This is a genomic window from Azospirillum agricola, assembly GCF_017876095.1.
In the GTDB taxonomy this organism is placed as follows: domain Bacteria; phylum Pseudomonadota; class Alphaproteobacteria; order Azospirillales; family Azospirillaceae; genus Azospirillum; species Azospirillum agricola.
In genome coordinates, this window is record NZ_JAGINM010000013.1 from 189,289 (window position 1) to 206,256 (window position 16,968).

9 protein-coding genes are annotated in these 16,968 nt (G+C 70.8%); 5 read left to right on the forward strand and 4 right to left on the reverse strand.

Annotated features, from left to right (window positions below; all coding sequences use genetic code 11):
* Positions 1-46: 46 nt before the first annotated feature.
* On the reverse strand, positions 47-1,984 hold the full coding sequence (locus J2847_RS20220) for an O-linked N-acetylglucosamine transferase, SPINDLY family protein (protein WP_209780632.1): 1,938 nt from the start codon (positions 1,982-1,984) through the stop codon (positions 47-49).
* A gap of 101 nt (positions 1,985-2,085) precedes the next feature.
* Positions 2,086-4,311, reverse strand: a complete 2,226-nt coding sequence (locus J2847_RS20225) for an SLC26A/SulP transporter family protein (RefSeq protein WP_209780633.1) — start codon at positions 4,309-4,311, stop codon at positions 2,086-2,088.
* 303 nt (positions 4,312-4,614) lie between these two features.
* On the opposite strand from J2847_RS20225, the gene J2847_RS20230 reads away from it, so the two are divergent.
* From J2847_RS20230 to J2847_RS20245, 4 genes are all read left to right on the forward strand, one after another.
* On the forward strand, positions 4,615-6,057 hold the full coding sequence (locus J2847_RS20230; protein WP_209780634.1) for an NADP-dependent isocitrate dehydrogenase: 1,443 nt from the start codon (positions 4,615-4,617) through the stop codon (positions 6,055-6,057).
* 45 nt (positions 6,058-6,102) lie between these two features.
* Positions 6,103-6,654: an RNA polymerase sigma factor gene (locus J2847_RS20235; RefSeq protein WP_085557393.1), complete on the forward strand. Its 552-nt coding sequence runs from the start codon at positions 6,103-6,105 to the stop codon at positions 6,652-6,654.
* Positions 6,654-7,469: an anti-sigma factor family protein gene (locus tag J2847_RS20240; RefSeq protein ID WP_209780635.1), complete on the forward strand. Its 816-nt coding sequence runs from the start codon at positions 6,654-6,656 to the stop codon at positions 7,467-7,469. The genes J2847_RS20235 and J2847_RS20240 overlap by 1 nt, the downstream gene beginning before the upstream one ends.
* Before the next feature lie 166 nt (positions 7,470-7,635).
* On the forward strand, positions 7,636-8,022 hold the full coding sequence (locus tag J2847_RS20245; protein WP_209780636.1) for a GcrA family cell cycle regulator: 387 nt from the start codon (positions 7,636-7,638) through the stop codon (positions 8,020-8,022).
* Positions 8,023-8,246: 224 nt separating this feature from the next.
* On the opposite strand, the gene J2847_RS20250 is transcribed toward J2847_RS20245, so the two are convergent.
* Together J2847_RS20250 and J2847_RS20255 are read right to left on the reverse strand one after the other, a co-directional pair.
* On the reverse strand, positions 8,247-10,139 hold the full coding sequence (locus J2847_RS20250; protein ID WP_209780637.1) for a sensor histidine kinase: 1,893 nt from the start codon (positions 10,137-10,139) through the stop codon (positions 8,247-8,249).
* Between the two features lie 4 nt (positions 10,140-10,143).
* Positions 10,144-10,836 carry a response regulator gene (locus tag J2847_RS20255; RefSeq protein WP_209780638.1) on the reverse strand — a complete coding sequence of 231 codons (693 nt, stop codon included), beginning with the start codon at positions 10,834-10,836 and terminating at the stop codon, positions 10,144-10,146.
* Positions 10,837-11,419: 583 nt separating this feature from the next.
* Here J2847_RS20255 and J2847_RS20260 point away from each other — a divergent pair.
* Positions 11,420-16,968 (forward strand): GLUG motif-containing protein (locus J2847_RS20260; RefSeq protein ID WP_209780639.1); only part of this gene is annotated, 5,549 nt, incomplete at its 3' end.

Sequence of the window (16,968 nt, forward strand, 5' to 3'; positions counted from 1 at the left end):
CATGACGAACCGCGAGCATGGCGAGGAATGCCGCCGGCGGCTCCGTTCAGGCGGGAAGCGTGAAGGAGGTCGGCCGGTCTCCGCGCTGCCAGTCTTCCAGCATCCTGAGATAGGCCGCCTCCAGCGCCCGCGTGTAGGCCGGCATGTCGAAGGCGGGGTTGCCGTCGCGCCGGCTCCGCAAATCCTCCCGCAGCGCGCGAAGTTCGGAGCGCCGTCCGGCCCAGGAGCGCACCGTCTCCGCGTAGCCGTCGAGCGATCCCGCGACGAAACCGGACAGCCCGGCCGCGTGCAGCAGGCTGGCGCCCACCCGCGACTGGAAGGTCTCGCCCGGGCAGCTCACCATCGGCACGCCGACCCACAGCGCGTCGCTGGCCGTGGTGTGGGCCCCGTAATGCAGGGTGTCGAGCACCAGATCGGCCTGTTGCAGCCGCGCCAGATGGTCGTCGAGCCGTTCGACCCAGGGGGCGAGGATCAGGCGTTCCGCCGCGACGCCATGGGCCAGCGCTGCGCCGCGCAGGTTCCGCTCGGCCTCGGGGACCGGGCGGGGCAACCACAGCACCGCGTCTGGAATGTCGCGCAGCAGCGTCATCCACACCCCCCAGATGTCCGGGGTGATCTTGTGCGCGGCGTTGAAGCAGGCCAGCACGAAGGCGTCGTCCGGCAGGCCGCAGGCCGAGCGGGGCGGCGGGGCTCCGGCATGGTTGCGCCGGTCGCGCGGCAGGAAGCAGCCGGGCAGGCGGGCGACCGCCTCGCTGAATCCGGCTTCCAGCTCGGGCGGCAGCACCACGGAATCGGCGAGGATGCCGTCGATCCAGGCCGCCCCCATGGTTCCCGGATAGCCCAGATAGCCGACCTGCACCGGGGCCGGGCGCAGGGCGAGGATCTCCGGCCGGGCGCGGCCGGTGTAGCCTTTCAGGTCGACCAGGATGTCCACGCCGTCGCGGCGGATCGCCTCGGCGGCGGCCTCGCTGGGCAGGGCGTCGATGTCGACGAAACGGTCCACCCCCTCGCGGATGCGCCGCCGCTCCTCGCCCTGGTCGTCCGGGCCGTAGCTGTAGGCGACGATCCGGAACCGCGTCCGGTCGTGCAGGGCCAGCACCTCGGCCAGCAGATGGGCCACCGGATGCTGGCGGAAATCGTCGGAGAGATAGCCGACCGTGATGGTGGCGGCCCGCTTGGCCGCCTTGCGGCGCGGGGGGGCGGAAGGGATCGTCGCGGCGTGGGCGCGCGCCGCCGCCAGCAGCGCCGGGGGCCGGACCTTGTGGGAGAGCAGCATCGCCGCCTGCACCGGAAGGCCGCGCGTGGCGATCGCCTCCAGGGATGCCGCGTCGTCGTCGAAGCCCGACCAGTCGCAGGCCTGCTGCTTCGCCTGGATCAGCGCGACCTCGGCCGCCGCGTGGCCGGGGGCCAGCGCGAGCGTCCGGCGGTAGGCGGCGATGGCGTCGTCGAGCCGCTTCCGGCCCTTCAGGATGGTGCCCTGGTTGAACCAGACGGCCGGCGCCTCGGGAGAGACGGCGGCGGCGATCCGGCCGGCCCGTTCCGCCCGGTCCAGCGCGCCGAGCTGGAAGAGGGCCGCGGACAGGCTGCGCAGCGCCTCCGGGTTGCCGGGCTGGACGGCCAGCGTGTCGGCCAGGGCCGCCGCCGCGCGCTCGAAGGCGCCCATCCTCATCAGGCTGTTGCCGATGTTCAGCAGCACGCCGGGATGGGCGGGGTCGTAGCGGCGCGCGGCCTCGAAGCCGGCGAGCGCGTCGCGGAAGCGCTGTTCGGCAAAGGCCTGGTTGCCGATCGCGACCTGGAGGTCGCGACCGAAACCGGCCATCGACGGCGTCAGCGGCACGCGCCGCGCGGCCTGATCGAACAGCTTGGCGGCCTGGGCGAACCGGCCCTGCTGGGCGGCGGCGACGGCGCCGTCGAGCTTCTGCTGGGCGTCCCGCAGGTCGGCGGGCGTGGGCTGCTTCCCGGCTGGGCGCTTCGGGGTGTGCATGGTTCGACCGCTCCGACATCGTCACCGGACGCTGCGTAGCAGGACGTCCGGCCGGCGGCAAGCCGTTCGCGGGCGGCGCCATCCGGCAGCGAGGAGAGATCCTAGCGGTGGGCCTGCTCGATCACCAGATTGGCCCGCGTCAGCTTCTCGGCCAGCGTCGTCGCCAGCAGGCGGTGGAAGACGAAGGCCAACTCGGCGTCCTCGCGCTCCAGCCGGGCAAGGGTCGCGGCCGTCAGGCGGTAGATGACCGAGGGTTCGTCCACCACCACGTCGGCGGTGCGCCGCTGGCCGAGCAGCAGCGCGATCTCGCCGACCACGGCGCCGCCGGTCATCGTGCGCAGCCGCAGGCGCTGGCCATCGGGCCGGGTGGTCTGGACCTTCACGCGGCCCCGGCCGACGATGTAGACGTCGCTGGCCGTCTCGCCGGCCCGGATCAGCACCGCCTCCGGCCTCAGCCGCAGCTCGTCCAGCGCCGCGGCGGCGTCGGTCAGCCGAGGGTGCGGACCGATGGCCTCCTCCAGATGGTGGATCAGCTCGCCGTTCGCCGAGGGCAGGGCGGGCGCGGGCAGGGGGGCCGTCGCGAGAAGGCTGTTCTCGCAGGCTTCCAGGGCGTGGTCGATGTCGATGGCCTGGGTCAGCGCCGGATCGCCCTCCAGATCCGGCGCGGCCATCGCCAGCATGGCGGCCACCTTGGGCGGAAGGCCGCTGAGGACGAGGCGGACGCCCGCGCCGGCGGTCAGGTTGCGGATGCGGGCGAAGCCGGTCGCCGCCGCCGAATCCATGCCCTTGATGTGGGCGAAATCGACGATCAGGAAGCGGAGCGGCGGCGCGTCCGTGTCGGACAGGCGGCGGCGGACCCGATGGACGATCTGCTCGGCGGTGCCGAAGAAGAGGAAACCTTGCAGTTGCAGGATTTCGACGGCTCCGCCGGCCTCGGCCAGATGGTGCGTCGCCGCCGGGGAACGGTCGACCCGGCTGCGCAGCGCGCGGCCCGTCGTGCTCAGCCGGACCACCGGCAGGCGGGCGTAGGTGTAGACGAAGGTCGCCAGCGACACCGCCAGCCCGAGGAGGAGGCCCTCGATGAAGCCGATCCCGGCGATGGCGGCCAGCACCGCCAGAACGATCAGCCAGTCGCCGCGCGGCAGCCGCTTGCGCGCGGCGACCGCCCATTCCAGAAGCAGTTCGACGCCGAGGAACAGGATCAGCCCGGCCGTGAGGAAGACCGGGGTGTTCGCCACCAGCCAGCCGGCGAAGAACAGGCCGAGCCCGATGACGGCGGCCGTCGCGACGCCGGCCCAGCGGTCGGCGGCCCCGAGCCGGCCGGCGAGCAGCGTCATGCCGAGCCCGACGAAGCCGGACGGGCCGGCGAACAGCCCGGCGATCAGGTTGGCGCCGCCGGTGACGCGGAGTTCGGCGTTGGCGTCGATGTCGCGGCCGCTCGCCAGTTCGATGCCGCTGCTGTTGAGGAGCAGGCCGACGAGGCCGAGGACCGCCACCGACAGGATCGCCGGGGTGGCCGACAGCACCCGCGACCAGTCGGCCGCCGCGACGATGTCGGTGGGCAGCGGCAGGCTCACCGCGCCGTCGGGGACGGCCGGCAGCCATTCCCAGGCGCGAGCCTGGTCGGGGGTGATGCCCAGCAGGGCGGTCAGCGCGTGGAAGGCCAGCGCCGCCCCCACCAGCACGCCCGGCAGGATGAAGGGCGAGGCGCTGCGGCGCAGGGCGGCGACCAGCAGGACGGCGAGAAGCGCCGCCGGAACCAGCTTGGCCAGGATCGTCGGATCGGCCAGAAGTCGCGGGGTGGCGAGCGGCGCGTGGACCCTCGTCAGCATGGCGAGCGCGCCCTCCACCAGCAGCCAGCCCGACCCGGCGAGGAAGCCGGCGACGACCGGGTAGGGGAAGAAGCGGACGAGCGTGCCCAGCCGCAGCCGGCCGACCAGCCAGAACAGGGCGCCGGTGACCAGGGTGCTGGTTCCCAGGATCGCCAGGGCGGTCGCCACCCGGACGTCGGCGGGGGCGTCCGGCATGTCGGCGGCCATCGCCGCGATGGTCGCGGCCAGAACGGCGACGCTGGTTTCCTGGACCAGGGCGACGGTGTCGGGCTGCGTGCTGCGCAGGCCGACCAGCAGCGCCAGGATGGCGGCGCTGAGCAGCACGGCGCCGACGCCCATGCCCAGGCCGGAGGCGAGCGGGCCGGAAAACAGCAGGGCCGCGATCGCCAGCCCGTTCCCGAGATTGTCGATGCCCGCGACCAGGCCGATCATTCCGGAGGCCAGGATGGCGCGGCCGCCGCGCCGTTGCTGTTCTGTCGTGCTGGTGTCGGGCATGCTGTCCGGTGTCGTGCGGCGTTCCGCCGGATGGCGGCGGCCGTTCCCAATGGTTGTTCCCAGGACAGCCGCTGGTGGTTGCCCCATGCGTCACAATGACCGCAAGCACGGTTCCGGGCGCAAGCCAAAACAGCGGCTTGCACGGTTGCCGCGGCGTCGCGGGGCCGTCATGCCCGGATCGGGCCGGGCGGCGGGACCGGGGCCGTGGGGCCGGGCCGGACCGGGGCAGGGGTGCGCCACCTCCCCCCATTGAAAATCACCCCGTTTTCCGTCTACGGTCGCGCGTCCCTTCGGAGCGAGTGCATGCGCGATATCACCCCCATCACGGTCGCACGCGGCGACGGCATCGGCCCCGAGATCACGGACGCGGTGCTCCATGTGATGAACGCGGCCGGCGCGCGGCTGAAGGTGGAGGAGGTGCCGGCCGGCGAGGCCGTCTACCGGCGCGGCCATGCCGGCGGGCTGGACGCCGCCGGCTGGGGGTCGATCCGCCGCACCCGCGTCTTCCTGAAGGGGCCGATCACCACGCCGCAGGGCCATGGCAACAAGTCGCTGAACGTCACCGCGCGCACCACGCTGGGGCTGTTCGCCAACGTCCGGCCCTGCGTCGCCTACCACCCCTATGTCCGCACGCGCCACCCGCGCATGGACGTGGTGATCATCCGCGAGAACGAGGAGGACCTTTACGCCGGCATCGAGCACCGCCAGACCGACGACGTGATCCAGTCGGTCAAGCTGATCTCCCGGCCGGGGTCCGAGCGCATCGTCCGCTACGCCTTCGACTACGCCCGTTCCAACCACCGGCAGAAGGTGACGGCCTTCGTCAAGGACAACGTCATGAAGATGACGGACGGGCTGTTCCTGAAGATCTTCTACGAGCTCGCCGCCGAATATCCGGAGATCAAGGCCGACCATCTGATCGTCGACATCGGCGCCGCCCGCCTCGCCGACCAGCCGGAGCGCTTCGACGTCATCGTCACGCTCAACCTCTACGGCGACATCGTCTCGGACATCGCGGCGCAGATCACCGGCTCGGTCGGGCTGGCCGGCTCCGCCAACATCGGCGAGACCTGCGCCATGTTCGAGGCGATCCACGGCTCGGCCCCGATGATCGCCGGGCAGGGCATCGCCAACCCGTCGGGCCTGCTGATGGCGGGGGTGATGATGCTGGTCCACATCGGGCAGGGCGACATCGCCGCGCGCATCCACAACGCGTGGCTGAAGACGATCGAGGACGGCATCCACACCGCCGACATCTTCGCCCGCGGCATCGGCCGGGTGCGCGTCGGCACCCGCGCCTTCGCCGACGCGGTGGTCGAGCGGCTGGGCCAGATGCCGGTCACCATGCCGACCGTCGGCTACACCACGGCGCGACCGGCCTATGACGGCGTCAACCGCCTGTCGCCGCGCCGCGTCGCGGTCAAGGAGCTGGTCGGAGTCGACGTCTTCCTGCAATGGTCGGGCGGGGTGCCGAACGATCTGGCCGATCTGGTCGGGCCGCTCTCGACCGAGGCGCTGACGCTGGTCAGCATCTCCAACCGCTCGCAGCGGGTGTGGCCGGACGGCAACCTCGACGTCTTCTGCACCGACCATTGGCGCTGCCGCTTCCAGGCAACCCATGGGCCGGTCAAGCACGCCGCCATCGTCGAGCTGCTCGGCCGGCTGGCCGACGCCGGCATCGACTTCACCCAGACCGAGAATCTCTGCAATTTCGACGGCAAGGCCGGTTTCTCGACGCCCGGCTGAGTCCGGGCCGGGGGCCGAGGGAATAACCGGATGGGGGAGGGCGTCATGAACGGTGAGACCGCCCCCGATGGACCGGACATGAGCCCCCCCGAGATCGACGACCGCGCCATCGCCGCGCATGTGCCCCGGCTGCGGCGATACGCCACCGCCCTCGTCGGCAACCGGCACGACGCCGACGACCTCGTGCAGGATTGCGTGGAGAAGGCGCTGGCCAACCGCCACGCGCTGCGCGACCCGTCGCGGCTCGGCGGCTGGCTGATGACGATCCTGCACAACCTGCACATTTCGGGGCTGCGCGGCCGGCGCCGGCGCGGGCCGGAGGTGCCGGTCGAGGATCTGGCCGACGACCTCGCCCTCAGCGCCCCGCCGGCCGACCGCGGGGCGGTGCGCGACTTCGTTCGCGCCTTCGGACAGTTGACCGACGAGCACCGCACGGTCCTGCTGCTGACCGGGATGGAGGGGCTGTCCTACCGCGAGGTGGCCGAGGTGCTGGAACTGCCCATCGGCACGGTGATGTCCCGGCTGGCGCGGGCCCGCGAGCGTTTGAGGGTGCTGCTCGACGGTGGAATCGAGCAGACGGTGAGGAGGATCAAGTGATGACGAGCGGCCCCATCAATCCCGTGACCGAGGCCGATCTGCACGCCTGGCTCGACGGCGAACTGCCGGAGGAGCGCCACGCCGCCGTCGAACGCCATCTCGCCGACCATCCGGAGGAAGCGCGGCGCGTCGAGCGCTATCGTGACCAGCGCACCCTGATGATGCGGAGCTTCGGCCCGCTGATCGACCAGCCGGTGCCGGACACGCTGCGCCCGCCCTTCGCGGCGCGCGGGAAGGCGGCGTCCCGCTTTGCCGGATGGGGTTCCGCCGGGCGGGGCCGGATGTGGGCGGCGGCGCTGGCGGCCTCGCTGCTGGTCTTCGTCGCCGGCGGGGCCACCGGCTGGGTGGTGCGCGACCGTGCCGGCGGGCGCGGCGGCGATCCGCTGGGCGCCGCCTTCGTCACCGACGCCGTCGCCGCCCATCGCGTCTTCACCGTCGAGGTCCGCCACCCGGTCGAGGTCGGCGTCGACCAGGAGGCGCATCTGATCAACTGGCTGTCCAAGCGGATCGGCAGGACCATGCGTTGCCCGAAAGTGACGCAGGGCGGCTACGAGCTGATGGGCGGGCGCCTGCTGGCGGATTCCGACGGGCCGGTCGCGCTCTTCATGTACGAGGATGCGGCCGGTCGCCGCATCACCCTCTACATCCGCCCGACCCCCAACGCCGGGGGCACCGCCTTCCGCTTCGCCAAGGATGGCGGGTTGCAGGCGCTCTACTGGCGTGACAACGGTCTGGCGCTGGCGATAACGGGCGATATCGATCGGGCTACCCTTTCCGGCATCGCCGAGGAAGTGTATGGTGCCCTGAACTCCTAGGGGGCACCCCCCGACTTATGCACAGGAATGTTGCCGCGACCCCCTATCGTTTGCGGCATTCATCTGGTAGGTTCCTCCCCGGCTGGCACAAAATGTTGCGGCTTATGGAAAACGGCGTCAGACCGTGACCCAACGGCAGGCACTACCGGATCGGGAGTACTCGGGGATGAGTTGGACGGACGAGCGTATCCAGCGTCTCAAGGATTTGTGGTCCCAGGGGTTGAGCGCGAGCGAGATTGCCGACAGTCTGGGGGACATCAGCCGCAACGCCGTGATCGGCAAGGCGCACCGCCTTGGCCTGTCGGGCCGGCCTTCGCCGATCAAGAAGAAGCCGACCCGGGGCGCCACCATCCTGGCGCTGACCGAGCGCATGTGCAAATGGCCGGTGGGCGACCCCAAGCACCAGGATTTCCATTTCTGCGGCAAGCCCTCGCTGGCCGGGCTGCCCTATTGCGCGGAGCACGCCGCCCTGGCCTACCAGCCGACCGGCAGCAGCAAGAAGCGCGAGGACGAGCGCGAGCGCGAGCGCGACCGCAACGTCGGCGCCGCCTGATTCGGCTTTCCTGTCAGGTTCACGGGCAAATGGCCCGCCTCTCGGGGGAGAGGCGGGCCTTTTCGTTTCCTGGGCGTGGCACGGGAACCCGTTGTCGGGCCACGGCCGGATCGCCCCGATCGCCCTGGTGAACGGATCGACTTCGCCCGGGCTTGTGCGGCCTTGCGGCTGTCGCGCGACGACAGGCTTCGGCGGAGAGGATGGCCTGCCGCTTTCCTGCCGCTCTATGGCTGCCCGGCTGTCTGTCTGGACAGCTCCAGAACGATGCGGGTGCCGTCCGGACCGGAGACGATGGCAAGCCGGGCGCCGATGGTCCGCGCCCGCCGCCGCATGTTGGCAAGGCCGTAGCCGCCGGGGCGGTCGGACGCGCCGCCGCATCCCTCGTCGGAGACCACCACGCGCACCCCGTCGTCGGTCGGCCGGATCTCGATCCTCACCTGATCGGCCCCCGAATGCCTGGCGGCGTTCATCGTCGCCTCCTGGAGCAGGCGGAACAGCTCCAGCGCGGTCGAGGACGACCATCCGGCCCCCTCCGGCAGGGTGTGCATCTGCCAGTCCAGGGCGATGCCGAGCGCGCGGAGCTGGGGTTGGATGTGGTCCCGGAAGTTCGCCAGCATCATGCCGGGATCGTCGCCGACCTCGGCCATCGAGGCGATGACCAGACGCAGGTCGACCAGCGCCTTGCGGGCCGCGGTGCCGAAGTCGCCGACCTCGGCGTCCGCGCGGCGGCTGAGCGCCACCATCGACACCAGCTGGCCGGCGAGGCCGTCGTGGAGGTCGCGGGTCAGGCGCGAGCGTTCGGCTTCGAGCGCGATGGCCCTTTCCTGGGCCTGCTCGCGGGCCAGGCTGGTGCGCAGCGCCCTCTCCGCGTCGGCGATCTCCCGGCGCAGCTTGCCGTTGAACTGGTCCACCGCGTTCAGCGCCGCCGCGAAGCGCCACATCAGGATGGTGCTGACCACGCTCAGAAGCATGAACACGGGGATGGAGAACGGGTTGATGAACAGCCGCTTGCCCTCGGCGCCGTAGAGGATCGGCACCTCATGGAGGATCATCAGCAAAGTCAGCAGCGTGGCGCCCAGGATGATGTGGGCGCCGTCGTTGCCCTGCCGGAAAGCCGCGTAGAAGAGCACGCCAAGGGCGCAGCAGGACAAGGTCACGGCTACCGGCACGGCGACGTACCAGTTCAGAACGTGGAAGATTCCGGGAGGCAGGAGCAGAAAGGCGGCGGTGACTCCAATCGGCAGCGCCGCGAACAGGATGCTGGCCCGTGGCGGCCGGTGGTTGACGAAGCAGAAGGCGAACGGCACCAGCAGCGCCGTCACCCAGGAGAAGGTCAGGTTCGAAAGCGGCATGACCAGCGGAGAGACCAGAGACTCCGGCACGATGACGACGAGATTGCTCATCGAGTTGAAGAACAGGATGCCGGCATACAGAATGTAGGACCGTTCGGAGCGGCGGACCCCCCAGACGATCAGGAGCATCACGCTGAAGGCGAACTGCCAGGCGAACAGCAGTTGCGGCAGCATGACCAGAAGAAAGCGATGCTGCTGGTAGACCGGCCGCAGCAGGCTGTCAGGTCCGGCATGGATGCCGCCGAGATAGTTCTTCCGGCCGAACAGCATCACCGCGCGGATTTCTACGCTGTTGGCGCCGGCCCGCAACAGCGGCGCCGGGATCGCGATGATGTCCGGCCATATCAGGGTGGCGATCTTCCCCGAATGCGTCCAATCGCTGTCGTACAGCAGGGCGCCGTTGACCCGCACCAGAATGCGGCCGGAATAGTTCGGAATCAGCACGGACCATGGTTCGGCGCTGTCCGGGGAATGATCGAACTCCAGCCGGTAGAGTCCCCCGCCGAACCGGCCGGCGCCGGGCACCCGGAAGCTGTGGGGCAGGGACACGGCGGTTTCCGCGACATCGGCCGGACGGTCGAGGGCTTCCAGCGGCCGGAACATGGCGCGGTCGATGTCGATGCCGCCCTCGGGCGGCGACAGGGTGAGCTGCGGCGAGCCGACACCCACCACGAGAATGGTCAGATAGAACAGGCCGATGAGCAGGCGGCGGAGCAGGAGCGGTCGTCCACCGCCCCCGGTGGCCTCGATGAAGCCGGCGGCCACGCTTTCACTCTCCAAGCCGGATCAGCTTGCGCTCGATCGCCTCGAAGACCGCCTCCGAGCGCGAATTCACCTCCAGCTTGCGGTAGATGTTCTTGATGTAGGAGGGCACGGTCTGCCGCGACAGGCCCAGCCGGTCGGCGATGTCGTTGTAGGTGAAGCCCTTGGCGATGCCCCACAGGATGTCGGTCTCGCGCGGGGTCAGCAGCGGCGCCGGCTTGCGGTCCTCGCCGAACGAGCCGTCCTGCACCCGCCTGATGATGTAGCGGGCGATGGAGGCCGAGATGGGGGAGCGCCCCTCGATCAGGCCATGGACCGCCTCCACCATGTCCACCGGCTCGGAATCCTTGAGGATGTAGCCCGACGCCCCGGCGCGGATCGCCGTCACCACGCTGCTCTCGTCGCCCAGAACCGAGATCACCATGATCTCGGTGGCCGGATACCGGTGGCGGACCTCGCGGATCAGGTCGGCGCCGTGGCCGTCCGGCAATTGCAGGTCGGTGATCAGGACCGTGGGAAGGAAGCGTTCGCAGGCGTCACGCGCGGCTTGCAGCGTGCCGGCGGAGGCCAGGAGCCGGATGCCGTCGCAGGCGGCCAGGGTCTCCGCGAGGTGATCGCGCGTCGGCGGGTCGTCCTCCACCAGGACGACCGTGACGTGGCGTGAACCGGAAAGCGGTTCGTCGGCCGGGCGCGATGACATGGATTCCCTGCGATCCTCGAACGGCATGGCGCGGACCGGCCGCCGCCGCCGCCCTCATGCGTGGAGTGAAGGTGCCAGCCGACGATAATGGGCGCGTTGCGGACCAACAACCCCTTATCGGGGGCCGTCCCGGCCCTCTCCCATATTCATGGGAGGGCCGGGGCGGCGACCCTGGGATACCCCGTCCCCCATGAACATGGGGTGCCACCCCATCGGGGGGCCCCGTATCGTCCGGTGATACACAGGTATTCCAAAGCGACGCGCCGCAATCCTTCCTGGCCGCCTGCATCGGTGGGACAGCCGAGCCGGACATGCAGGCGTCGCCGGAGCGCCGCAAGGCGGAACGACAGGGGGCGTTGTGAGCGCGATGACGGGTCTTGCCAAGACTGCCGGTGTCCCGAAGGCGGCGCCTCGTGACGCCGTCCCCGGAGGGACTCCCTGGCGAACTCCGCCGCGGGTTTCCTGCCACCCGGCGTCCCGGCCTTCCGGCTCGCTCCTGGCCGGATCATTCCTGGCCGGATCATCCCCGGCCGCCCGATCCCTGGCCCGACTGTCGCTTGCGCTGATCACCAGCGTCGCCCTGATGGAGAGCGCCATTGCCCCGGCGGCGGCGCAGACGCTGCCGGCCGGCCCGTCGGTCGCCGCCGGGGCGGTGTCCATCGCCACTCCGTCGGGCACCAGCGTCATCATCGACCAGGCCTCCCGGAACGCGGTCATCAACTGGAACAGCTTCTCCATTGGGGCGGGGAACAGCGTCTCCATCAACAACGGCGGCGGCGCGACGTTGAACCGCGTCACCGGCAACATCCCCTCGCGCATCGACGGCTCGCTGACCGCCACCGGGTCGGTCTATCTGGTCAACCCGGCCGGTGTGGCGGTGGGGCCGGGCGGGAAGGTGCTCACCGGCGGCTCCTTCACCGCCTCCACCCTCGACGTTCCCGACGCGGCGTTCCTGAAGGGCGGGGACAAGAGCTTCTCCGGCACCTCCAAGGCGGCGGTGACCAACGCCGGGTCGATCGGTTCGCTGGGCGGCGACGTGGCGCTGATCGCGCGGGAGGTCTCCAACAGCGGCACCCTCACCGCTCCCAACGGCACGGTGGGCCTTGCCGCCGGGTACGAGGTGCTGGTGAGGGACGGCGCGGTCGAGGGCGGCAAGTTCCAGGTCAAGGTCGGCGGGGCCGACACCGCGGCCAGGACCTCCGGTCGGATCGCCGCGGCCGCGGCGGAGATCCGCGCCAATGGCGGCAACGTCTACGCGCTGGCCGGGAACACCGGCGGCGTGATCGCCGCCACCGGCACCGCCAGCACGGGGGGGCGCATCTTCCTGACCGCCGGCGACGGCGGCACCGTCGAAGCGGGTGGCACCATCGCCGCGACCCGGAAGGGGGACAACGGCACGGTCGAGGGCGGCGACATCCGGGTCTCCGGCGGCAAGGCCACGGTCACCGGCACGCTGTCGGCCAGCGGCGCCGGGAATCTGGGCGTCGGGAACCAGGGCGCCGGACGGAAAAGCGCCGGAGGAGGAAGCGCGGGCGGAAAGAGGGCGGCGGGCAAGGGCGGCACGGTGGCTGTGACCGGCACGGCGGTGACGCTGACCGGCACGGCCACGGTGGACGTCTCCGGCAGCCGTGGCGGGGCGATCGTGGTCGGCGGCGACTACCAGGGCGGCAGGGACGCGGCCCGCAAGACGCTGAAGGAGACGGTCGCGAACGCCAGAACGACCACCGTCGCCGCCGGGGCGCGGCTCGACGCCAGCGGGACCGCCGCCACCGGCACGGCCGGCGACGGCGGCAGCGTGGTGGTGTGGTCGGACGAGCGCACGGAGTTTCTCGGCGCGATCACGGCGCGGGGGACCGGCAACGGCGGCAACGCCGAGGTGTCGGGCAAGGCGACGCTGTCCTACCACGGCAGCGCGGACCTGACCGCGGCGGCGGGACGGACCGGGACGCTGCTGCTCGACCCCTACAACCTGACGATCTCGGCCGGGACGGACAGCAACCTCTCGGGCCTGTCCGCCGGCGGCAACGACAGCGTGCTGAACGCCTCCACCCTGACGGCCGCCCTGGCGTCGGCCAACGTCACGGTGTCCACCGGGGCGGGCGGCAGCCAGGCCGGCGACATCACCGTGGCGGCGCCGGTGTCGTGGTCGGCCGACACCGTGCTGACGCTGGCCGCCGACGGCGACATCGCCGTCAACGCCCCGCTCGCCGCCACCGGGGCGGCGGCGGGTCTGGTCCTCCAGCACGGCGCCGGCAAGGGGTACAACATCGGCAGCGCCGGCTCGGTCACGCTGGCGGGAGCCAACGCCACGCTGCGGATCGGCGAGGCGGGAGCGCTCGACAGCTACACGCTCATCCAGGACATGGCGGCGCTCGACGCCATCGAGACCACCGGGCTTTCCGGGCGCTACGCGCTGGCGAGAAGCCTGGATGCGGCGGGAACCACCTACAGCGCGGCCCTGGTGTCCGGCACCTTCACCGGAATCTTCGCCGGCCTGGGCAACAGCGTCTCCAACCTGACGATCACCGCCCCCACCACCGATTACGTCGGCCTGTTCGGCACGCTGGGCACCGGCAGCCTCCTGCGCGATTTCGGCGTGGTCAACCCTGCGGTGACCGGCAAGACCAGGGTCGGCGCGGTTGCCGGTGCCACCGTCGGCACCGTGACGAACGCCTCCGCCACGGGGGGAAGCGTCACGGGAACCGAGCGGGTCGGCGGCCTGATCGGCTCCGCCGCCGCGGTCTCCGCCATCGCCCAGTCCCGCGCCACGTCAAGCGTGTCGGGAGTGAAGGGCGTGGGCGGCCTCGTCGGCTGGAGCCAGGGCACCGTCACCCAGTCCCATGCCACGGGAAGCATCACGGGAACCGACGAGCGCATCGGCGGCCTGCTCGGCTACCATAACGGCACCGTTTCTGGCTCCTACGCCACGGGAACCGTGTCGGGAGCCGTGCATGTCGGCGGCCTCTCCGGCTGGAACGAGGGCACCGTCACGCAGTCCCATGCCACGGGAAGCGTGACCGGAACCGGCGAGAGCGTCGGCGGCCTCGTCGGCTGGAACGTCTCCAACATCACGGACTCCTACGCCACGGGAAGCGTGAGCGGAACCACCAAGGTCGGCGGCCTCGTCGGCGACAATTACCTCACCTCCAACGTCTCGCAGTCCTACGCCACGGGAGCCGTGACGGGAACCGAGCATGTCGGCGGCCTGGTCGGCTGGCACCAGAGCGGCACCGTGACGGAGTCCCACGCCACGGGAGGCGTGACCGGAACCGACAATGTCGGCGGCCTCGTCGGCTTCAACTCGGCCACCGTCACCCAGTCCTACGCCACCGGGACGGTGTCGGGAAGCCGCTATGTCGGCGGCCTCGTCGGCTGGAACCAGGAGACGGTCAGCCAATCCCACGCCACCGGCGGCGTGTCGGGATCCGGCGATGACATCGGCGGCCTCGTCGGCCACACCACCATCACCGTCTCGCAGTCCTACGCCACGGGAAGCGTGACCGGCGCCGGCAGCAACGTCGGGGGGCTGGCCGGCGCCAACTACGGCACCGTCACGGAATCCCATGCCACGGGAAGCGTGACCGGCGCCGGCGACAATGTCGGCGGTCTTGTCGGCAAGTCCCAGAACGGAACCTTCGAAACCGTTCACGCCACCGGGGCGGTCAGTGGCGCCAGCGGCGTCGGCGGCCTGATCGGCGACACCGAAAACGACAGGGTGACCAAAGCCTACGCGACCGGATCGGTGAGCGGGACGGCGACCGTCGGGGGGCTGATCGGCGCCCTGCGGGGCGGATCGGGAGCGCTTTCGGAGAGCTATGCCACCGGCGCCGTCACGGCGACGGACAACAAGGCCGGCGGTCTGCTCGGCGGGGTCGAGGACGCCACCGTCACCAGCGTCTACGCGACCGGATCGGTCACCGGCGCCATCGACGCCAGCGACGGCGAGCATTTCGTCGGCGGTCTGGTCGGCGACAATTACTACGGCACCATCACCAACGCCTACGCGACGGGACAGGTCACCCTGGCCGGCACCTGCACCGCCAGCGACTGCAAGGCGGGTGGCCTGGCCGGGCGGAACGCCGAGGGCAGCATCAACGCCAGCTATTGGGACAAGGGCACCACGGGGCAGGCCGATGGAAGCGGGACCGGCAACGGCGCCAGCAACAACGTCACCGGCATCGACACGGCCGACGCGTTCAGCGCGGCGACGTACGGCAATTTCGACCTGAGCAACCGCTGGTATCTCGTCGACGGTCAGACCCGGCCCTTCCTGCGCTCGGAGCACGCCACCAGCATCCACAACGCCCATCAGCTTCAATTGATGCAGCTCGATCTGGCCGCCGCCTACACGCTGGCCGTCGACGTCGATGCCGGCGAGACCGCGGGCGGCACCGCCGCCGGTTTGTGGAGCGGCAGCGGGGTCAAGCACGGGTTCGTGCCGGTCGGGAACAGTTCGACGCCGTTCACCGGCTCGCTGGACGGCCAGGGCCATGTCGTCCGGGGGCTGGCGATCAAGCCGGAAGATTATTCCGGGACGAACCAGGGGCTGTTCGGCGTCATCGGTGCCGCCGGCAGCGTCAGCAACCTCGGCCTGACCGACATCGCCCTCACCGGGGCCGGCTATATCGTCGGTGGCCTTGCCGGCGAGAACGGCGGTTCCATCACCAACGCCCACGTCACCGGGAGCGTCCAGGGGTCTTCCCTGGGCGGTCTCGTCGGCAAGAACACCGGCACCATCACCCGATCCTACGTTACGGCGACGGTGTCGCAACCCACGGTCGGCGGCGACCAGATCGGTGGTCTGGTCGGCGAAAACACCGGCACCATCACCCTGTCCTACGCGACGGGAGACGTGACGGGACGAAGCACGGTCGGCGGCCTCGTCGGCAAGAATTCCGGCGCCATCAACCTGTCCTACGCGACGGGAGCCGTGTCGGGAAGCATCGGCACGGACACCGGCGGCCTCGTCGCCGACAACTCGGGCGCGATCGCCTTCTCCTACGCAACAGGCGGCGCCGTATCCGGCAACATGTCGGTCGGCGGCCTCGTCGGCCTGAACACCGGCCTCATCACCCAGTCCTACACGACGAAAGCCGTGTCGGGATCGTCGATGGTGGGCGGGTTCGCCGGCTTTTTCGCCGGCGGCACCATCTCCTCGTCCTACTTCGACAGCACGACGGCCGGGATGGGTGCGCACGCCGGCTCCCAAGCCACGCTCACAGGGGTGACCGGCCTGACGACGGCGGAGTTCCAGAACACGGCCTCCTTCATGACGGGGGCGAGCGACTGGGACTTCGAAACGACCTGGGCGCCGTCGAGCAGCGGCTATTACCCGGTCCTCTACTCCATGGCGCCGGTCCTTCGAGTCAAGGAACTGTCGGTGACGTCGGTCTACGGCAGCAACTCGGGCACGGTTACGGGAGTGTCCGGGCAAATCAGCCCCACCACCTATGTCTTCGGCAAGGCTGGCGACAGCGTGTCATTGACCGGCGGGACGGTCGCGGTCGATCCGGCGGCCGCCGTTTCGGCGACACCGGCCACCACCGGCCTGGCCACGGCGAACACCACGGTCACCAGCGCCAAAGGAACCGACTACCGGGTGTTCTATTACGGCAACGTCGCGCAGACCGTGACCCCGGCGGCGCTGACCGTCAGCGCCGACGCCGCGCGCAAGACCTACGGCGACAGCGCCACGCTGGGCGGCTTCACCGCGTCCGGCCTGAAGAACGGCGACAGCGTGACCGGGGTGACGCTGGCCAGCACCGGCACGGCGGCAACCGCCGAGGTCGGCAGCTACGCCATCGCGGCTTCCTCGGCCCAGGGCAGCGGGCTGTCGAACTACACCATCACCTATGCGGGCGGCACGCTGACGGTCGATCCCGCCGCGCTGACCGTCGCCGCCGACGCGGTCCGCAAGACCTATGGCGACACCGCCACGCTGGGCGGCTTCACCGCGACCGGCCTGAAAAACGGCGACAGCGTGACCGGGGTGACGCTGACCGGCAGCGGCATGGAGGCAACCGCCGGGGTCGGCAGTTACGCCATCGCGGCTTCCTCGGCCCAGGGCAGCGGGCTGTCGAACTACACCATCACCTATGCGGGCGGCACGCTGACGGTCGATCCCGCCGCGCT